Below are 20,795 nucleotides of genomic sequence, written 5' to 3'. Positions count from 1 at the left end.
CGCACCAGCCGGTCAGGCGATTTCATGCCGCCATGGCGGGTTGGCGCCGGCCCGCGATACCGTCACCGCCGCGGCCTTGGCGCCGAGCGTCAGCGCCTTTTGGATGGCGTCTTCCGGCAAACTGGCGATTGCCGTCTTCGACAGCAGGCCCTGCTCGTGTAAGGAGGCGAGGATGCCGGCATTGAACGTGTCGCCGGCGCCGACCGTATCGACCACCTCGACCTTGTCCGGCACGACCGTGACGCGGTGCTGGCTGCTGTAACCGACCGCGCCCTCGCTGCCGTGGGTGACGACGATCAGCTTCGGGCCGCGATCCAGCCAGTTGCGGACGACGTCCTCATGCGAGCCGGCTTCGCCGAACCAGTTCAGATCCTCGTCCGACAGTTTCACGATGTCGGCCATCGCCATCATGCCGCGGATGCGCCTGAGGTGCTTGGCTTTGTCGGGAATGAAGTTTGGCCGGATGTTGGGGTCGAGCATCATCACGCGGCGCTCATGCTCGCGTCGCATGAACTCCTCATAGGCCGATCCGGCCGGCTCCGAGATCAGGCTGATGGCGCCGAACAGCATGGCCTCGATCTCGCTGCCGAGTTCCGGCAAGTCCTCGATGGTCAGCATGCGCCCGGCGGTGTTCTCGTCGTAGAAGGTGTAGGTCGCCTGGCCGTTGCTGAGCCGCACGAAGGCGAGCGTGGTCGGCCGCGGCGAAGTGTGCGCATAGGTCGAGCTGACCTTGCTGGCCCCCAGTGCCTCCCTGAACTGGCCGCCGAACAGATCCGACGACAGGCCGGAGAAGAAGCCGGCCGGCGCGCCGAGCCGGCCGAGCGCAATGGCCGAGTTGAAGACGGCACCGCCGACATAAGGCGCAAAGGCCGGCTCGCCCTCGGTCGTGGTGCGCGGCAGCATGTCGATCAGGGCTTCGCCGCAGCAGAGGATCATGAAGTCTTGCTTTCCGGCGGATAGATCACGCCCTTGCGAATGATTATGTTGGCATAAAGCCGCGGCTCGCTCGTCGCGACGATCGCGTGCGCGGCCTTGACCCGTGCATAGAAGTCAGCGCCGGCAAGCGCAACCACCTTGCGGCCCGGCGCACGCCTGGCGCAGATCGCTTCCATCTCATGGTGAACCGGATCGGCGAGCAGGGGATCGCCTTTGGCCGAGGCGCGAAACAGCGCCTGCGGCACGGCGTCGTCGACAGGCAATACGCTCAATACCGCATCGAGCACCGGGGCGAGATGATGACCGTCGGCGCGGATCAGCCGCTGTGCCTGCTGTTCGGCCGGGTAGTTGCCGTCGACCAGCGCGATCTCGTCGCCATGTCCCATGGCGCGCAACATCGCCAGAAGCTCCGGGCCGAGCAGCGCCGGGATACCGATCAGCATGCTCAGAAGCTCCGGGAAATCGTGGTCGAGCCGATGAGGAAGCGCTCCGACAGCGGCAGGCTGGCGCCACCCAGCGCCCGCGCATGGATGCCGACCGTTCCCTCGCGAACGGCCGGCAGCCTCAGGCCTTCGCCGTCGATCCTGCCGATGGCTTCGATGACAGCATCGACAAGCCGCCGGCGCACGCCGAGCGGCATCCATCCGTCGATCACCGCCGCTTCGAAATCGATGACAGAGGACGCCGCCACGATGGCATAAGCGAGCGCCTGCGAAGCGCTGGCGATCCAGTCGTCGAGCTCGGCACCGATCTCGCCCCAGTCCCCCGGTGATGTCCACAGATGCGAGGCCTCGACGCCGCGTGCGTTGAGCGCCTTCTCCAGCATGGCGATCGACGCCACGTCAATCAACTGCGTCGGCTTGCCGTCAGGCCCGGGCACCGGCATTGAGCCCAGCGCGCCGGCATTGCCGGTTGGGCCGCCAAACAGCCGGCCGTTCAGCACGATGCCGCCGCCGGCAAAGGCGCCGATGTAGAAATAGACGAAATCGCGCGCCGCGCCCGCCGCGTTGCCGAACACGAGCTCGGCGCCGCAGGCCGAGGTGGCATCGTTCTGCAGATAGACTGGAAATTCGCATTGCGCCTGGATGTCGGCGCGGATGTCGCGATGGCGCCATTCGTCCATGATTTCACGCGGCGCGCCGGCGGTATCGGCCCAGTTCCACAATTCGAACGGCATGGCGATGCCAAGCCCGGCGATGCGTTTGTCCTGCGCAGGGGTGAGTTCGCCGCGCATCTTCTTCATGCCGCTCGTGACGAATTCCACCGTCTCGCGCGGCGCCGGATAGCGGTACGAATGCTGCAGCATCGAGCGCACATTGCCGAGGAAATCGATCAGCACCAGCTCGGCGCTGCGGCGGCCGATCTTCAGGCCGATGAAATAGGCGCCGTCGGGATTGAGCGCCATGGGTATCGAGGGCTGGCCGATCTTGCCGCGCAACGGCGCCTGGCGGACGAGCAGGTCGTCCTCCTCCAGCTCGCGCATGATGACGGACACTGTCTGCGCCGAAAGGCCCGTCATGCGCGCAATATCGGATTTGGCCAGGCTGCCGTGCTGACGCACCAGCGACAGCACCAGCCGCTCATTGTGGTCCCGCATGCCGCTTTGATTGGTGCCGCGGTGCAGGCGGCTTTCGGCCGCATCGGGCGAACCGTGCCTCGTAACGCCGGTCTCCACCCCTGTTCCTCCCGTCGTTTCCCCTCAATGCTTTTGGTCTAGAGTGGGTGAACAATCCTGCGATGTCAATAATAAATAAGAGTGATTTAATTATTGACAGTGCTGGCGGACTGGTGTCTCTTGAGATCGGCGTCGACACTGGGAGATTTCGTCGGACGCGCTGCAGATGCCGGTTGGCCGGCATCCTAAATGGTTCCATGGGAGGAAAATCGTGACCACGTCAAAACTGTTGAAATCCACCGTGTTTGCCGCGGCCGGACTGAGCCTGATGGCCTTTGCGTCGACGGCATCGGCCGCCGGGGTCGGCGCCTGCTTGATCACCAAGACCGACACCAATCCCTTCTTCGTCAAGATGAAGGAAGGTGCCGCCGCGAAAGCCAAGGAAATTGGTGTCGATCTGAAGGCCTACGCCGGCAAGGCGGAAGGCGACAATGAGGGCCAGGTTGCGGCGATCGAATCCTGCATCGCCGACGGCGCCAAGGGCATTTTGATCACCGCCACCGACACTGCGGCCATCGTGCCGGCGGTGAAGAAGGCGCGTGATGCAGGGGTGCTGGTGATCGCTCTGGACACCCAGCTCGAGCCTGCCGACGCCGCGGATGCGACGTTTGCGACCGACAATTTCAAGGCCGGCGAGCTTATCGGCTCCTGGGCAAAGGCCACCTTGGGCGACAAGGCCAAGGACGCGCACATCGCCTACATGGATCTTATCGCCAGCCAGCCCTCTGTCGACGTGCAGCGTGATCAAGGCTTCATGAAGGGCTTCGGCATCGACCTCGGCGACCCCAACAAGATCGGCGACGAAACCGACGCACGCAATGTCTGTCACGATCTGTCGAGCGGCAATGAGGATGGCGGGCACACTGCCATGGAGAATTGCCTGCAGAAGGATCCGGATATCAACGTCGTCTACACCATCAACGAACCTGCGGCCGCGGGCGCCTACCAGGCGCTGAAGGCCGTCGGCAAGGAGAAGGACGTCCTGATTGTCTCGGTCGATGGCGGCTGCCCGGGTGTCAAGAACGTTGCCGAGGGCGTGATCGGCGCCACTTCACAGCAATATCCACTGCTCATGGCCTCGCTCGGCATCGAGGCGATTAAGACCTTTGCCGACAGCGGCAAGAAGCCTGAGCCGTCGCCCGGTCTGAACTTCTACAACACCGGCGTGACGCTGATCACCGACAAGCCTGCCGCCGGCATCGAATCCATCGACACGAAGCAAGGCCTCAGCAAGTGCTGGGGTTGATTTGATCCCCTGATCGGCTCAACTTCAAAAGAACAATAGAGAATGTGGAGCGGTTTCGGCCGCTCCACATCACAGGCGGGAGGTCGACTTGAGCGTCGAAACAACCAGGAGCAAGGGACCGCAGGAATTCGAGACGGTCCTGGCCACTAGCGACACCAGCGTCGCTTCATTCGAGACGCATTCCCGCTCGACGCTGGAGAGCATCCAACACCGCTTGCACAAAAGCCCTGCCATGGTGCCGCTGATCATCCTGATCATCTCGGTGGCTCTGTTCGCAGTCGTCGTCGGCGGACGCTTCTTTTCTCCTTTCACCCTCACCCTGATCCTCCAGCAGGTGGCGATAACCGGCATGGTCGGCATCGCGCAGACACTGGTGGTGCTCACCGCCGGCATCGACCTGTCCGTCGGCGCCATCATGGTGCTGAGCTCGGTCGTCATGGGCCAGTTTGCCATGCACTACGGTGTCCCAGCGCCGGTGGCCGTTGCCGTCGGGCTGCTTGTCGGCGCGATTTGCGGCTTGATCAACGGCATTCTCATCGCCTGGGTGAAACTGCCGCCCTTCATCGTGACGCTCGGCACCTGGTCGATCTACGCTGCCATCAACTTCATCTATTCCGGTAACGAGACCATCCGCAGCCAGGATCTCGAGACGACGGCGCCGCTGCTGCAGTTTTTCGGCGGATCGTTCAGGATCGGCGGCGCCGTCTTCACCTATGGCGTGCTGTTGGTGCTGATCATGGCGGCAATTGCCTGGTACGTGCTCAATCACACCGCGTGGGGCCGGCATGTCTATGCGGTCGGAGACGACCCGGAGGCCGCGGAGCTGTCGGGTGTGCGCGTCAGCCGGATGCTGGTCGCGGTCTACACGCTGACTGGTATCATTTGCGCCATCGCCGGCTGGGCCCTGATCGGACGCATCGGATCGGTCTCGCCGCAGGCCGGGCAGTTCGAGAACATCAATTCGATTACCGCCGTGGTGATCGGCGGCACTTCGCTGTTCGGCGGCCGCGGCTCCATCCTCGGGACCATCTTCGGTGCGCTGATCGTCGGCGTGTTCGCGCTCGGCCTCAGGCTTTGGGGGACAGACCCGCAATGGACGCAATTGTCCGTCGGAGCCCTTATCATCATCGCTGTTGGTATCGACCAGTGGATCAGGAAGATCTCGGCATGAACCAGATTCACGAACCGATCCTTACCGCGCGCAGCCTGGTCAAGCGCTACGGCCGCGTCACCGCTCTCGACAGCGCAGACTTCGACCTCTATCCGGGGGAAATCCTTGCTGTCATTGGCGACAACGGCGCCGGCAAGTCATCGCTTATCAAAGCCATTTCCGGAGCGGTCACCCCGGACGAAGGTGAGATACGGCTTGAAGGCAAGCCCATTGCCTTCAAATCGCCGATGGAGGCCCGCGAGGCCGGCATCGAGACCGTCTACCAGAACCTGGCGCTGTCGCCGGCGCTGTCGATCGCTGACAACATGTTCCTCGGCCGGGAGATCCGCAAGCCGGGGTTCCTCGGTGAATGGCTGCGCATGCTCGACCGTCCGGCGATGGAAAAGCGTGCCCGCGACAAGCTCACCGAGCTTGGCCTGATGACGATCCAGAACATCAGCCAGGCGGTGGAAACGCTTTCGGGCGGCCAGCGCCAAGGCGTGGCGGTGGCGCGTGCCGCCGCCTTCGGCTCGAAGATGGTCATCATGGATGAGCCGACGGCCGCGCTCGGCGTCAAGGAGAGCCGCCGCGTGCTCGAACTGATCCTCGACGTCAAACGGCGTGGCCTGCCGATCGTGCTGATTTCACACAACATGCCGCATGTTTTCGAGGTGGCGGACCGCATCCACATTCACCGGCTCGGCCGTCGCCTCTGCGTCATCGATCCGAAGCAGTATACGATGTCCGACGCGGTCGCCTTCATGACCGGCGCCAAGGTGCCGCCGGAAGCGGCGCTGGCGGCCTGAGCAAGAACTTGAGGCCCGTCGCGGAGGGCGCCCAACGCGGTGTTTCACGGCCAAATTGCCGCAGGGCAACCCGGCTTGCGATCACCCGAATCGATTGAACATCCGGTGGGATGCACTAGCATTGGCAGAGATGGTGAAAGCCGCATGATCCTGGCAACGTCACGAGAGGCAGCATGACGCGCGCGATGACAACCGAAGCTCCTCTGCCCACGCTCAAAAACCCGGATCCCAAGACGCTCGCCGAGGAAGTCTTGCAAGCCCTCAAATACAGGGTCGGCAAGGGCACCAACGTTGCAACCCAGTACGATTGGCTCACCGCCTCGATCAAGGTTGTACGCGACCGCATAGTCGATCACTGGATGCAGGCGACCCAAGAGGCCTACGCCCAGCAGGAAAAGCGCGTCTACTACCTGTCACTGGAATTCCTCATCGGCCGCCTGATGCGCGATGCCTTCTCCAATCTCGGCCTGATGGACAATATGCGCGAGGCGCTGTCGTCGCTTGGCGTCGACCTCGACATCATTGCTGCGCTCGAACCGGACGCTGCCCTTGGCAATGGCGGTCTTGGCCGGCTCGCCGCCTGCTTCATGGAAAGCATGGCGACCGTCAATATCCCCGCGCATGGCTACGGCATCCGCTACGCCAACGGCATGTTTCGGCAGGAGATCCATGACGGCTGGCAGGTGGAGCTGCCCGAGACATGGCTCGATCACGGCAATCCCTGGGAGTTCGAGCGCCGCGAACGCTCCTTCGAGGTCGGCTTCGGCGGCTCGGTAGAATCGGTCACGTCGAAGGACGGCCGGCTCGAGCGCCACGTCTGGAAGCCGACCGAACATGTTCTGGCAGTCGCCTATGATACGCCGGTTGTCGGCTGGCGGGCCAACCGCGTCAACACGCTGCGTCTGTGGTCCGGCATGCCGGTCGACCCGATCCTGCTCGACAAGTTCAACGCCGGCGATCACATCGGCGCGCTCGCCGAAAGCAACAAGGCCGATGCGTTGTCGCGCGTCCTTTACCCGGCCGATTCCCACAAGGCGGGCCAGGAGTTGCGGCTCAGGCAGGAGTATTTCTTCTCCACCGCCTCGCTGCAGGACATCGTCCAGCGTCATCTCAGCCAGTATGGCGACCTGCAATCGCTGCCCGACAAGGCGGCGATCCATCTCAACGACACCCATCCGGCGATCGCCGTAGCCGAGCTGATGCGCCTGTTGATGGATGTCCACGGCATGGATTTCGACCAGGCCTGGAGCATCACCAAGCGCACCTTCGGCTACACCAACCACACGCTCCTTCCCGAAGCGCTGGAAAGCTGGCCCGTGCCGCTGTTCGAGCGGCTGTTGCCGCGCCACATGCAGATCGTCTACGCCATCAACGCCGAGGTGCTGCTTGAGGCGCGCGCCTCCGACCAGTTCTCGGACGAGCAGATCAGCCGCATCTCGCTGATCCAGGAAAATGGCGATCGCCGCGTGCGTATGGGCAATCTGGCCTTTGTCGGCTCGCACTCGATCAACGGCGTGTCGGCACTGCATACGGAATTGATGAAGGAGACGGTGTTTGCCGACCTCCACAGGCTCTACCCGGATCGCATCAACAACAAGACCAACGGGATCACACCGCGGCGCTGGCTGATACAGTGCAATCCCGGCCTCACTGCGCTCACCCGAGAGGCGATTGGCGACGGCTTCCTCGACGACATCGACGAGATAAAGCGGCTTGATCCTTTCGCTGAGGACGCCGCCTTCCGCGACAAGTTCGCCGCCGTCAAACGGGCGAACAAGGCGAGGCTTGCCAAGCTCGTTGCCGACCGGCTCGGCATCAAGGTCGACCCATCGGCGCTGTTCGACATCCAAGTCAAGCGCATCCACGAATACAAGCGCCAGCTCTTGAACATTCTCGAAGCGGTCGCGCTTTACGACCAGATCCGCTCGCATCCGGAGCGCGACTGGATGCCTCGCGTCAAATTCTTCGGCGGCAAGGCGGCGCCCAGCTATCACAACGCCAAGCTGATCATCAAACTTGCCAATGACGTCGCCCGGGTCATCAACCGCGATCCGGCGGTGCGCGGCTTGCTGAAAGTGGTATTCGTGCCGAACTACAATGTCAGCCTGGCCGAGATCATGATGCCGGCCGCCGATCTTTCGGAGCAGATATCGACCGCCGGCATGGAAGCATCCGGCACCGGCAACATGAAGTTCGCGCTGAACGGCGCGCTGACCATCGGCACGCTCGACGGCGCCAATGTCGAGATCAAGGAATGCGTGGGCGACGACAATATCTTCATCTTCGGCCTGACCACCGATGAGGTCGCCGAGCGACGCAACAATGGTTACGATCCGCGCGCTGTGATCGAGGGATCGCCTGAATTGGCGCAGGCGCTGGCCGCGGTTTCATCCGGAGTCTTTTCACCTGACGATCCGGACCGTTATCGCGACCTGATCAACGGTCTTTACCAGAGCGACTGGTTCATGGTCGCCGCGGATTTCGATGCCTACGCCGCCACCCAGCGCGACGTCGATGCCATCTGGCGCAACAGCCCGGACTGGTACGCCAGAGCCATCCGCAATGTCGCGCGCGTCGGCTGGTTCTCGTCCGATCGAACGATCCGCCAATATGCGAAAGACATATGGCACGTGCCCGCCTGATATGATTGCATGAGGCCACGAACAATGTGGTCCTAGTGGAGTGGATTTGACCCTCGCATCCCTTGGAGGGTAAGGCGGCATGCGAATGTCGAATTCAAAACTCCACTAGAAACATACACTTGGTGCCCGGGGAGGGTCACTGCCTGATGAGCAAGCCGCGCGCGACCGTTGCGACAAGCGGGCCGGACGGACTGGCGCCAGCCGGCGATGTCGCGGCGATTGTCGCCGGCACGCACGGCGATCCGTTTGCCGTGCTTGGCGTGCATGAGGCGGGAAAGGGCTTTGTCGCCCGCTGCTTCGTCCCTCATGCCGAGTTCGTCACCGCCTATACGCTGACCGGCAAGAAGGCCGGCGAGCTGTCGAGACGCGACGACCGCGGTTTCTTCGAAGGCAAACTGTCGCTGCGCAAACGCCAGCCGCTGCGCTATCACGCCAGGAATTCCGGCGGTGACTGGTGGCTGACCGATCCATATTCCTTCGGTCCCGTGCTCGGCCCGATGGACGATTATTACATCGCCGAAGGGTCGCATCTCAGGCTGTTCGACAAGCTCGGCGCCCATCTCATCGACCATGAAGGTGCATCGGGTGTGCATTTTGCGGTGTGGGCGCCCAATGCAAGGCGCGTCTCGGTGGTCGGCGACTTCAACGAGTGGGACGGCCGCAGGCATACCATGCGCGTCCGCCGCGACACCGGCATCTGGGAGCTGTTCATTCCCGACATCGGCGCTGGCCGCCCGTATAAGTATGAAATCATCGGGCCGGATGGCGTGAGATTGCCGCTCAAAGCCGATCCGTTCGCCTTCAAGTCCGAACTGCGCCCGGCCACCGCCTCGGTGACGGCATTGCCGCCGGCGCATGAATGGGGTGACGAGGCGCACCGGAACTACTGGCGCAATGCCGACCACAGGCGCGAAGCCGTATCGATCTACGAGGTCCATGCCGGGTCATGGCGGCTTCACGACGACGGCAGCTTCCTGTCGTGGGATGAACTCGCCGACAGGCTGATCCCTTACGTGGTCGAGACCGGTTTTACCCACATTGAATTCATGCCGATCTCCGAACACCCTTATGACCCGTCCTGGGGCTACCAGACGACGGGTCTTTATGCGCCGACTGCCCGCTTTGGCGATCCGGACGGTTTTGCCCGCTTCGTCGACGGCGCCCACCGTGCAGGCATCGGCGTCATCCTCGACTGGGTGCCGGCGCATTTCCCGGTTGACGAACACGGTCTGGCAAAGTTCGACGGTACCGCGCTCTACGAACATGCCGATCCGCGCAAGGGCTTCCATCCCGACTGGAACACCGCGATCTATAATTTTGGGCGCCGCGAAGTGATTTCGTTCCTGGTCAACAATGCGCTGTTCTGGGCCGAGAAATATCACGTCGACGGACTGCGCGTCGATGCGGTCGCCTCGATGCTTTATCTCGATTATTCGCGCAAGGCCGGTGAATGGATTCCCAACGAGAAGGGCGGGCGGGAGAACCTCGAAGCGGTCAGCTTCCTGCAGCGTATGAACAAGGAGGTCTACGGCCACCATCCAGGTGTGATGACCATCGCCGAGGAATCGACCTCGTGGCCGAAAGTCTCGCAGCCGGTGCATGAAGGCGGACTGGGCTTCGGTTTTAAATGGAACATGGGCTTCATGCATGACACTTTGGAGTATTTCTCCAAGGAGCCGATCTTCCGCAAGCATCACCACAACGACATCACCTTCGGTCTGGTCTACGCCTTCAGCGAGAATTTCGTGCTGCCGCTGTCCCATGACGAAGTGGTGCACGGCAAGGGCACGCTGCTCAACAAGATGGCCGGCGACGACTGGCAGAAATTCGCGACGCTGCGCGCCTATTACGCGTTCATGTGGGGTTATCCCGGCAAGAAGCTGTTGTTCATGGGCCAGGAGTTCGCACAGCGCCGCGAGTGGAGCGAGGGGCGCGCGCTCGACTGGAACCTGCTCGATTTCCGGCTCCACCGCGGCGTCTGGCAGACGGTGCGCGATCTCAACTATCTCTACCGCTCGCGCCCCGCGCTGCATGCCCGCGACTGCGAGCCGGAGGGCTTTTCCTGGCTGATCGTCGACGACAGCGCGAACTCAGTATTTGCCTGGCTGCGCAGCGCGCCGGGCGGCAACCCGGTCGCGGTCATTTCCAATTTCACGCCGGTGCCGCGCGACAATTACCGCGTGCCGTTGCCGCACGCCGGAAAATGGCGCGAGATCATCAACACCGATGCCACGGATTATGGCGGTTCCGGCAAGGGCAATAGCGGCGGCGTCGAGGCTCAGGCGGAAGGAGGAGGCATTTCGGCGACGATGCTTTTGCCGCCGCTGTCGACGATCATGCTCGAATTCGTCCCGGACTGAGCTATGTCTGGAGCATCTAACCTGGGAGGATAGGAATGGCTGAAATAAAACGAACACAGCCGCTGGCACGCGACGCCATGGCTTATGTGCTGGCCGGCGGCCGTGGCAGCCGGCTCAAGGAACTGACCGACCGCCGGGCCAAGCCGGCGGTCTATTTCGGCGGCAAGACCCGCATCATCGATTTCGCGCTGTCCAATGCGCTCAATTCCGGTATCCGCCGCCTCGGCGTCGCCACCCAGTACAAGGCGCATTCGCTGATCCGCCACCTGCAGCGCGGTTGGAACTTCCTGCGGCCCGAGCGCAATGAGAGTTTCGATATCCTGCCGGCCAGCCAGCGTGTGTCGGAAACGCAATGGTACGAGGGCACCGCCGACGCCGTTTACCAGAACATCGACATCATCGAGGCCTATGGGCCGGAATACATGGTCATCCTGGCCGGCGACCACGTCTACAAGATGGACTACGAAATGATGCTGCGCCAGCATGTCGAGGCCGGCGCCGACGTCACCGTCGGCTGCCTCGAAGTGCCACGCATGGAAGCTACCGGCTTCGGCGTCATGCATGTCGATCCCAAGGACACCATTATCTCCTTCATCGAAAAGCCCGCCGATCCGCCAGGCATTCCCGACAAGCCGGATTTTGCGCTGGCCTCGATGGGCATCTATGTGTTCAAGACCAAGTTCCTGATGGAGCAATTGCGTCGCGATGCAGCAGAGCCCGGCTCGAGCCGCGACTTCGGCAAGGACATCATCCCCTACATCGTCGAGCACGGAAAGGCGATCGCCCATCGCTTCGCCAAATCCTGCGTGCGCTCGACCGCCGAGAACGAGGCCTATTGGCGCGACGTCGGAACGGTCGACGCCTATTGGGAGGCCAATATCGACCTGACCGACATCACGCCGGAACTCGACCTTTACGACCGCGACTGGCCGATCTGGACTTATGCCGAGTTGAAGCCGCCGGCAAAGTTCGTGCATGACGAGGATGGCCGCCGCGGGTCGGCCGTGTCGTCTCTCGTGTCGGGCGATTGCATCGTTTCGGGCGCTTCGCTGAAGCGAAGCCTGATCTTCACCGGCGCGCGCATCAATTCCTATTCGACGCTGGAGGAGGTCGTCATGCTGCCGGACGTCCATGTCGGCCGCAACGCCAGGCTGAAGCGCGTGGTCATCGATCACGGCGTCAGGATCCCGGAGGGTCTGGTGGTCGGCGAGGATCCCGTCCTCGACGCCAAGCGTTTCCGCGTTTCGGAAAAAGGCATCTGCCTCGTCACGCAGGACATGATCAACAGGCTGGGATCGTAGTGCATGCAGGTTTTGTCGGTGGCGCCCGAGATCTTTCCGCTGGTCAAGACCGGCGGGCTCGCCGACGTAACCGGCGCCTTGCCCGTGGCATTGGCCGGCAAGGGCGTCACCATGCGCACGCTCGTCCCCGGCTATCCCCAGGTGATGGGAGCCTTCAGGAAAAAAAAGCCGGTTCAGCAATATCCGTTGCTGCAGGGCGGCAAGGCCTCGGTGCATGCCGTCCAGATCGCCGGGCTCGACCTGTTCGTGCTTGACGCGCCGCATCTTTTCGACCGTCCCGGCGGCCCATACGGCAACGCGACTGGCGCCGACTGGCCGGACAATTGGCGCCGGTTCGCGGCCTTGAGCCAGGTAGGCGGTGATATTGCCGGCGGTGCGATCTCGGGCTACCTGCCCGATATCGTCCATGCCCATGACTGGCAGTCGGCAATGACGCTTGCCTACATGCGCTACGGCAAGGCGGTCGGCACGCCGTCGATGATCACCGTGCACAACCTCGCCTTCCAGGGTCAGTTCGGCGCCGGCATTTTTGGCGAGCTTGGCCTGCCGGCAGCGGCGATGGCGCTCGACGGCGTCGAATATTATGGCGGCGTCGGCTTCCTCAAGGCCGGTCTGCAGGCCGCCTGGGCGATCACCACGGTCAGCCCGACCTATGCCCAGGAAATCCGCTTGCCCGAATTCGGCATGGGCCTCGACGGCCTGATCAACATGCGCTCCGTCGATCTCCATGGCATCGTCAACGGCATCGATACCGAGATATGGAACCCGGAAACCGACAAGCATCTAGCCTCCAACTACACCGCAAAGACGCTCAAGGCGCGAATGCCCAACAAGGCCGCGGTCGAGGACCGTTTCAGCCTCGATCGCGATGACAGCCCGATCGTCTGCGTCGTCAGCCGGCTGACCTGGCAAAAGGGCATGGACATGCTGGCTGCGGCCGTCGACGGCATCGTCGCGGCAGGTGCACGGCTGGCAATCCTTGGGTCTGGCGACGCTGGGCTGGAAGGCGCGTTGCTTGCCGCCGCAGCCCGCCATCGCGGCCGCATCGGCGTCGTCGTCGGCTATGACGAGGGACTCTCCCACACCATGCAGGGCGGCTGCGACGCAATCATTATCCCATCGCGCTTCGAACCTTGCGGGCTGACACAGCTTTACGGCCTGCGCTATGGCTGCGTGCCGGTCGTCGCCCGTACCGGGGGCCTTGCCGACACGATCATCGATGCCAACGAAGCCGCCATCTCTGCCGGCGTTGCGACCGGTTTCCAGTTTGCGCCCGCCAATGCCGGCGCCTTGCTGCACGCCGTCCGCCGCCTTGTCGAGGCGCATGCCAATCCCGCAGTGTGGACGTCGATGCAGCGGCAAGGCATGAAGGCCGACGTTTCGTGGGACAAAAGCGCCGAAAAATATGTCCAACACTATCGCTTGCTGCTTTCGAAAAGGGCTGCCTGACTGATGATCCGCACCGTCGCCACCAAACCCTATCCCGACCAGAAGCCCGGCACCTCCGGGCTGCGCAAGAAAGTCCCGGTGTTCCAGCAGGAGCACTATGCCGAGAACTTCATCCAGTCGATCTTCGATGCGCTGGACGGGTTCGAGGGCAAAACCCTGGTGATCGGCGGCGACGGCCGCTTCTATAACCGCGAGGTCATCCAGAAGGCCATCGCCATGGCCGCGGCAAACGGCTTCGGCAAGGTGATGGTCGGGCAGGGCGGCATCTTGTCGACGCCGGCCGCTTCGCATGTCATCCGCAAATACAAGACCTTTGGCGGCATCATCCTGTCGGCTAGCCACAATCCGGGTGGCCCGCATGAGGATTTCGGCATCAAGTACAATGCCGGCAATGGCGGCCCGGCGCCGGAAAAGCTGACCGACGCGATCTTCGAAAAAACCAAGGCGATTTCAAGCTTCAAGATCGCCGATATCGGGCAGGTCGACATCGACACGATCGGCACGGTCAAGACGGGGGACATGACCGTCGAAATCATCGATCCTGTCGCCGACTATGCCGAACTGATGGAAAGCCTGTTCGATTTCGACGCATTGCGGGCGCTGTTCAAGTCGGGCTTCCGCATGCGCTTCGACGCCATGCATGCGGTGACCGGCCCCTACGCCAAGGAGATCCTCGAAAACCGGCTCGGCGCGCCCAACGGCACCGCCCGCAATTTCATTCCGCTGCCGGATTTCGGCGGCCATCATCCCGATCCCAATCTGGTGCATGCAAAACACCTCTACGACGAGATGATGGGGCCGGATGCGCCAGACTTTGGCGCCGCCTCGGATGGCGACGGCGACCGCAACCTGATCATCGGCAAGGGAATTTTCATCACCCCGTCTGATTCGGTGGCGATGCTCGCCGCCAACGCCCATCTGGCGCCGGGCTACAAGGCCCAGCTGAAAGGCATCGCCCGCTCGATGCCGACCAGCGGTGCTGCCGACCGGGTCGCCGAAAAGCTCGGCATCGGCATCTACGAGACGCCGACCGGCTGGAAATTTTTCGGCAATCTGCTCGATGCCGGCATGGCAACGATCTGCGGCGAGGAGAGTGCGGGGACCGGCTCCAACCATGTCCGCGAAAAGGACGGCCTGTGGGCTGTGCTTTTATGGCTCAACATCCTTGCCGTGCGCGGCGAAAGCGCCAAGCAGATCGTCACCCAGCATTGGGCGGCCTATGGCCGTAACTATTATTCGCGCCACGACTACGAGGAGGTCGAGATCGATCGTGCCAACGCGCTTGTCGACGAGCTGCGCGCCAAGCTCGGCTCGCTGCCTGGCACCAGCGTGCGCGGCATGACGATCGCCAGCGCCGATGATTTCGCCTATCACGATCCGGTCGACGGCTCGGTCAGCAAGAACCAGGGCATCAGGGTGTTGTTCGAAGGCGGCTCACGCGTCGTCTTCCGCCTGTCCGGCACCGGCACCTCGGGCGCGACGCTGCGGCTTTATGTCGAGCGCTACGAGCCGGACAAGAACCGTCACGATCTCGACACCCAGGAGGCGCTTGCCGATCTGATCGCGGCGGCCGACGACATTGCCGGGATTCGCAGCCATACCGGCCGCGCCAAGCCGAGCGTGATTACGTGAGCCTAGAGCGGCGCGCCTTTCCTTCTCCCCTTGTGGGGTCCGAAGGACGGGGCGAGACCCGTGGCTCGCCCCCGAGCGGTGGATCGGCGCGTAGCGCCGAGACGGTTGAGGGGTGTTGGACGGATCGCCGTGGGTGCCAAGCTGGAGCACCCCTCTGCTGCTGTGAGCGCGCGTGAGCCAACTCGGCGCAACTATGTCCAAGGAAGGTATCCGCTTCGCCGCATGGTCCTCGTCGGCTCGGCGCATCTGGGTCTCGATTTTCGACGAACACGGCAACCGCGAAATCGACCGGCTGGAACTCCAGTCGGAAGGCGAGGGCGTCCACGCACTTTTTGTTGCCGGTCTCGCCGCCGGCACCCGATACGGGTTCCGCGCCGATGGCGACTACGCGCCGGAACACGGTCTCTGGTTCGATCCCGACAAGCTGCTGGCCGATCCCTATGCCGTCGAGATCGACAGGCCCTATGCCTATGACGGCCGGCTAGCCGCCCGCCGTGGCGCGGGGGCCGACACGGCGTCGCTGATGCCGAAGGCCATTGCTGGCGCCTTGCCGGAACCCTTGCCTGCCTTGCCGCCTCTGTTTCGGTCCGGCGGCCTCATCTACGAAGTGCCGGTACGCGCCTTCACAAAGCTGCATTCGGACATTCCCGAGAAGCAACGCGGCACCATTGGAGCGCTCGCTCACCCCCTCGTTGTCGAGCATCTGCAAAAACTCGGCGTGGCAGCCATTGAGTTGATGCCGATGACTGCATCGATCGACGAACGGCATTTACCGCCGCTCGGTCTGCGCAACGCCTGGGGTTATAATCCCGTGACCTTCATGGCGCTCGATCCGCGACTGGCGCCCGGCGGTCTGGCCGAGTTGCGCGGAACGGTCGCCGCGCTGCGCGAGGCCGGCATCGGCACCATTCTCGACCTGGTGTTCAACCACACCGGCGAAAGCGACCGGCTCGGCCCGACATTGTCGCTGCGCGGCCTCGACAGCCGCGCCTATTATCGGCACGAGCCGGACGGCGCTCTGGTCAATGACACCGGAACCGGCAATACGGTTGCGTGCGATCATCCGGTCGTCCGGGAAATGGTCCTCGACACGCTTCGCCACTTTGTCCAGCGCGCCGGTGTCGACGGATTCCGCTTCGACCTGGCGCCGATCCTCGGCCGCGTCGACGGCGTTTTCGACGCCGATGCGCCGCTGCTGAACGCCATTCGCAAAGATCCTGTTCTTGGCGACCGGGTGCTGATCGCCGAGCCTTGGGATATCGGACCGGATGGCTATCAGCTCGGCAATTTTCCGCCGCCCTTCCTCGAATGGAACGACAAATACCGAGACGATATCCGCCGCTTCTGGCGCGGCGACGGCGGCATTATCGGTGCGCTGGCGACCCGGCTTGCCGGTTCGTCCGACGTCTTTTCCAAAGCAGGCCAGACAACGAGCCGCAGCATCAACTTCATCGCCGCGCATGACGGCATGACGCTGGCCGATATCGTTGCCTATGAGCACAAGCACAATGAGGCCAATGGCGAACAGAACCGCGATGGCCACGACGACAACCTGTCCTGGAACAATGGCCTCGAGGGCGAGACCGGCGACCAGTCAATCGTTACGGCCCGTTTCGATGACCAGTGCGCGCTGCTGGCGACGCTCTTTGCCTCGCGCGGCACGATCATGCTGACGGCCGGCGACGAGTTCGGCCGCACGCAGCGCGGCAACAACAACGCCTACGCGCAGGACAATGACATCACCTGGCTCGACTGGGCCGGGCGCGACCTGGCGCTCGAGCACCATACGGCGCTGCTCGCCAGGATGCGTCGTGTCGTGCCGGCGCTCTTGGACACAACGTTCCTGACCGGAGAACCGCCTGCGGGCTCGGAAATCCCAGACGTAGCCTGGCTGACGGAAACCGGCATGCCGCTCGACGAGGCCGCCTGGCACGATGCCAGGCGGCACCGGCTGGTCATGGTTCTCGGGAGCGGTGAGAACAGTCGCCTTGCGGTGGTCATCAACGGCGACCGCCGGGCCTGCATGTTCACGCTGCCGGAACGGGCGGGTTTTCTTTGGCGCCCAGCTATCGAACCGGATAGTAGCGATATCTCGCGGCCGGTGCCTGGGCGAACGGTCCTGTTCATGATCGAAAGCAGGACAGCGCGGGCGGGCGCAGGGGAGAGCCATGATGGCTGACAATGCCGAATGGTGGCGCGGCTGCGTCATCTACCAGATCTACCCGCGCTCCTTCCAGGATACGACAGGCGACGGCAGCGGCGATCTCAGCGGCATCACCTCGAGGCTGGCCCATGTCGCATCGCTGGGTGTCGACGCGGTTTGGCTGTCGCCTTTCTTCAAGTCGCCAATGGCCGATATGGGCTACGACGTTTCGGATTACTGCGCCGTCGATCCGATGTTCGGCACATCAGAGGATTTCGACGCGCTGGTTGCCGAGGCACACCGGCTCGGCCTGAAGGTGATCATCGATCAGGTCTTGTCGCACTCGTCGGATCGGCACGAATGGTTCGTCGAAAGCCGCACGAGCCGCGACAACCCCAAGGCCGACTGGTACGTCTGGGCCGATGCGAAGCCCGACGGCACCGCCCCCAACAACTGGCTGTCGCTTTTCGGCGGCCCGGCCTGGGAATGGGACGCAACGCGCAGGCAATATTACCTGCACAATTTCCTCGCCTCGCAGCCGGACCTGAATTTCCACAACCCGCAGGTGCAGGACGCCTTGCTGGAAACGGTGCGGTTCTGGCTCGAGCGCGGCGTCGACGGTTTCCGGCTGGATACGGTCAACTATTACGTCCACGACCGCTGGCTGCGCAGCAACCCGCCTTTGGCGGAAAGCGTCGCCGGCACCAATACGGCAACCAGCCCCTATCTCTATCAGGAGCATCTGTTCGACAAGAGCCAGCCGGAAAACCTTGCTTTCCTCAGGCGCTTCCGGGCCTTGCTTGACGAATATGAAGACCGCGTCGCTGTCGGCGAGATTGGCGACGAAACGCGTTCCTTGCAGACACTCGCCGCCTATACCGGCGGTGGCGACAAGCTCCAAATGTCCTACACGTTCGACCTGCTCGGCCCGCAATTCTCCGCGTCGCATGTGCGTGGCTGTGTCGAGGCCTTCGAGAGTAAGGTATTCGACGGCTGGGTTTGCTGGGCGTTCTCCAACCACGATGTCGTGCGCCATGTCAGTCGATGGACAAGGCCGGGCGGCGATCCGGACAGGGTGGCGAAATTCTCGATCGTGCTGCTTTCTTGCCTGCGCGGATCGATCTGCCTCTACCAGGGCGAAGAACTCGGGCTGGAGGAGGCCGAACTGGCGTTCGAGGATTTGCGCGATCCCTTCGGCATCCGCTTCTGGCCGGCAATCAAGGGACGGGATGGGTGCCGAACGCCGATGGTCTGGGAGGCTGGCCCCGACAATGCCGGCTTTTCGACCGGCAAGCCGTGGCTTCCGGTCCCGGCAAGCCATCGCGCCCAGGCGGTCGACGTCCAGGACGGCGAGCAAACCTCCGTCCTGGCGAGCTACCGGGCGATGCTGGCCTTGCGCAAGCAGCATCCGGCGCTGGTTCGAGGCTCGATCCGGTTCCTCGATGCCGAAGGCGACGACCTTGCTTTCATTCGCGAAGGCGGTGACGAAAAGCTGCTGTGTGTCTTCAATTTCGCCGACGAGCCGGCCGGCTGGCAATTGCCACCGGATCTGCAAACGATAGAGCCGATAGACCTTGGCGGTGCTGCCGGCGTCTTGCAGGAAAGAACTCTGTCGCTGCCGCCGCTGGGCTGCTTCCTCGGCCGGATCGGCTGAGCTCTATTTCATTATCTCATTGAACGAGCACGGAGCGCCCGCAAGTCGCGCCGACAACCCGCACATCGGCCTCGCCGACATGCACGCCGACAGCTGCAAGCACGTTATAGACCAGTTCGTCGACCGGCGCCGTCACGCCGTTCAGAACCGTTACCACCGCCGGCTTAACCGTTCCGAGCAGGGCCGTCACGTCCAGCCCGAGGCCCAGTGCATTGACCGAGAGCGAGAGGCCGCTGACCAGCGATGTCGTGAGTGATTGCGTCAGGTTTTTTGTGGCGACAGTTTTTATCGTCTTGTTGGCGATATCGGTGCTGTCGAACGTCAATGTGGTCGGATCGTTGTTGGTGATGGCAAGTGATGACGAACCCTTCACATCAAGCAGATTGAGGGTAAGCAGCAGAAGCTTCACGCTTACCTGGGCAATCGTGGCATCGGAGAACGATTGCGGATTGCTGAAATCGGCGAAGGCCGATGCGTTGTTGTCGGCGTCGCTGGCGGCAAGGTGTAGCGAGGCCACGCCAGGCTGCGCGGCGATCGAGACCTTGATGCTATCCGGCCGGCCCGTCGGGCAACTGATGTCGGTTAGCTTGGCTTCCGCATAGGCGACTTCGACATGCAGAGGCAGGTTGACGGATAGCAGACTGATGCCGCCGCCGAGATTGGAATTGCCGATGCCCACTGTGGTGACCAGCTTGATGCGCGTCTGCGCGGTGCGCACCACGGTGCCTTTTTCCCCGACGGCCAGCCAGGGTGAATATTGCATTGGCTCACCGATGGCGATGGCGAGCGTGGTGGAGGTAAGTCCCGGAATAGTGGCGCCGAGATCGACCTGGACCTGGTTTGAGCCATTGGCCAGCGAGGCGGCGGCACCCAGCATGCCCATCGCGCTTGCGTCGACGGAAAAGCCGGGAGACTTTTGTCCGAGGCCGAGCCTGCCGATCGAGCCAAGGTCGATAAGATGACTTAGGGGTATCTTGACCGTGTTGGTTGCCCTCGACGCGATCGTCTGCAGCACAAGTTTGCTGGCGCTGCCCGATCCGGACGCATTGGCCATGGCGGTCGCGATCTGGCCTACCGTCGCTTTTGACGCCAGAACGTCGGAATAGCTGACACCTGTCAGTTGCAACTGTACGGCAAGGGCATCGACGAACGAAAGCACGTTGACATCGGCCGAGATCAGCGCGTTGTAGTCCATGACGCTGAGCGAGATATTGGCGCCCAGCAACTTGCTGAGAAGCGCATTGAGGATGCCGCCATTGACGCTGAGGAGCCTGGACCCGACCGAGAACATCGCTTGCGGGGTCACGCTGGCAATGGCTTCGGTGCCGACAACCGGAGTAGGGATGAGCGAACTGGCGAAATACCGGGCGGGGATTTTTTGCAGAGTGACGCGAACGGCGTTGTAAGGCGTTTTACCGGCTTCGAAGCGCTTGTCGACGCCAACGGAGGACGCCGCTGAGTATCGGCCGCCGGTGACCGACACGACGGTTTTGCCAACCGTGGGAACGATTGTCTGACCTGCCTTTTGAACAATGATGCCGGGCATTCGGTTGTCACTGAGCGTGGTTACCGCCGCGGCTTCCATATTGTTGATGTTCGACGCCGCGGTGATCGCCGCCAGATCGGTCATCGCCTGGGCTTCCCTGCGCTCCGTGTAGATCGAACCTTCGTCGACAGCGAAGGCCGCCAACCCCAGCGCGAACGGCGCTATCAGCGCCGTCATGACGGCAAAGTTCGCCTTCTTGTCGCCAACCATCGAGCGAGCGATCCGCCCGATGCTCCTCAGCAAGAACTGCGACAT

The 20,795-nt window shown here is 62.8% G+C and carries 14 protein-coding genes; 10 read left to right on the top strand and 4 right to left on the bottom strand.

Annotated elements, in window-relative coordinates:
- Positions 1 to 12 precede the first annotated feature (12 nt).
- Genes NKI17_RS09850 through NKI17_RS09840 form a run of 3 tightly spaced genes read right to left on the bottom strand, consistent with a single transcriptional unit; the run spans position 13 to position 2,611 of the window.
- Positions 13 to 936 carry a carbohydrate kinase family protein gene (locus NKI17_RS09850; protein WP_352905784.1) on the bottom strand — a complete coding sequence of 308 codons (924 nt, stop codon included), beginning with the start codon at positions 934 to 936 and terminating at the stop codon, positions 13 to 15.
- Positions 933 to 1,379, bottom strand: a complete 447-nt coding sequence (locus NKI17_RS09845) for an RbsD/FucU family protein (protein WP_352645766.1) — start codon at positions 1,377 to 1,379, stop codon at positions 933 to 935. The genes NKI17_RS09850 and NKI17_RS09845 overlap by 4 nt, the downstream gene beginning before the upstream one ends.
- A 2-nt stretch (positions 1,380 to 1,381) precedes the next feature.
- Positions 1,382 to 2,611 carry an ROK family transcriptional regulator gene (locus tag NKI17_RS09840; protein ID WP_352905781.1) on the bottom strand — a complete coding sequence of 410 codons (1,230 nt, stop codon included), beginning with the start codon at positions 2,609 to 2,611 and terminating at the stop codon, positions 1,382 to 1,384.
- Positions 2,612 to 2,840: 229 nt separating this feature from the next.
- On the opposite strand from NKI17_RS09840, the gene NKI17_RS09835 reads away from it, so the two are divergent.
- The 10 genes from NKI17_RS09835 to bglA all read left to right on the top strand — a co-directional run bounded on the left by NKI17_RS09835 (position 2,841) and on the right by bglA (position 18,994).
- A complete protein-coding gene (locus NKI17_RS09835; protein WP_352449223.1) occupies positions 2,841 to 3,857 on the top strand; it encodes a sugar ABC transporter substrate-binding protein in 1,017 nt (338 codons plus the stop codon).
- Between the two features lie 88 nt (positions 3,858 to 3,945).
- The gene (locus NKI17_RS09830; protein WP_023679302.1) at positions 3,946 to 5,028 is read left to right on the top strand and encodes an ABC transporter permease; all 1,083 of its coding nucleotides are present in this window, start codon (positions 3,946 to 3,948) and stop codon (positions 5,026 to 5,028) included.
- Positions 5,025 to 5,813, top strand: coding sequence for an ATP-binding cassette domain-containing protein (locus tag NKI17_RS09825; protein WP_352618611.1), 789 nt, complete (start codon positions 5,025 to 5,027; stop codon positions 5,811 to 5,813). The genes NKI17_RS09830 and NKI17_RS09825 overlap by 4 nt, the downstream gene beginning before the upstream one ends.
- Positions 5,814 to 5,986: 173 nt before the next feature.
- The gene (locus tag NKI17_RS09820) at positions 5,987 to 8,455 is read left to right on the top strand and encodes a glycogen/starch/alpha-glucan phosphorylase (RefSeq protein ID WP_352569908.1); all 2,469 of its coding nucleotides are present in this window, start codon (positions 5,987 to 5,989) and stop codon (positions 8,453 to 8,455) included.
- A gap of 146 nt (positions 8,456 to 8,601) precedes the next feature.
- Positions 8,602 to 10,815: a 1,4-alpha-glucan branching protein GlgB gene (glgB, locus tag NKI17_RS09815; protein ID WP_352569906.1), complete on the top strand. Its 2,214-nt coding sequence runs from the start codon at positions 8,602 to 8,604 to the stop codon at positions 10,813 to 10,815.
- A 35-nt stretch (positions 10,816 to 10,850) separates the two neighbouring features.
- Complete coding sequence (gene glgC / locus NKI17_RS09810) at positions 10,851 to 12,116, top strand: glucose-1-phosphate adenylyltransferase (RefSeq protein WP_254819896.1); 1,266 nt, start codon at positions 10,851 to 10,853, stop codon at positions 12,114 to 12,116.
- Positions 12,117 to 12,119: 3 nt separating this feature from the next.
- Positions 12,120 to 13,565: a glycogen synthase GlgA gene (gene glgA / locus NKI17_RS09805; protein WP_023679307.1), complete on the top strand. Its 1,446-nt coding sequence runs from the start codon at positions 12,120 to 12,122 to the stop codon at positions 13,563 to 13,565.
- A gap of 3 nt (positions 13,566 to 13,568) precedes the next feature.
- Positions 13,569 to 15,197: an alpha-D-glucose phosphate-specific phosphoglucomutase gene (locus NKI17_RS09800; RefSeq protein WP_352905778.1), complete on the top strand. Its 1,629-nt coding sequence runs from the start codon at positions 13,569 to 13,571 to the stop codon at positions 15,195 to 15,197.
- Between the two features lie 172 nt (positions 15,198 to 15,369).
- On the top strand, positions 15,370 to 17,376 hold the full coding sequence (glgX, locus tag NKI17_RS09795) for a glycogen debranching protein GlgX (RefSeq protein ID WP_352905776.1): 2,007 nt from the start codon (positions 15,370 to 15,372) through the stop codon (positions 17,374 to 17,376).
- Positions 17,366 to 18,994 carry a beta-galactosidase BglA gene (gene bglA, locus NKI17_RS09790; RefSeq protein ID WP_352905774.1) on the top strand — a complete coding sequence of 543 codons (1,629 nt, stop codon included), beginning with the start codon at positions 17,366 to 17,368 and terminating at the stop codon, positions 18,992 to 18,994. The genes glgX and bglA overlap by 11 nt, the downstream gene beginning before the upstream one ends.
- Before the next feature lie 16 nt (positions 18,995 to 19,010).
- On the opposite strand, the gene NKI17_RS09785 is transcribed toward bglA, so the two are convergent.
- Positions 19,011 to 20,795 (bottom strand): pilus assembly protein TadG-related protein, encoded by a 1,785-nt coding sequence (locus tag NKI17_RS09785; RefSeq protein WP_352905772.1) that lies wholly within the window; start codon positions 20,793 to 20,795, stop codon positions 19,011 to 19,013.

The organism is Mesorhizobium sp. M0816 (genome assembly GCF_040320005.1).
Taxonomy (GTDB): Bacteria; Pseudomonadota; Alphaproteobacteria; order Rhizobiales; family Rhizobiaceae; genus Mesorhizobium.
The sequence above is the reverse complement of the archived record's forward strand: the minus strand, read 5'-3'. Positions and strand labels throughout refer to the sequence as shown.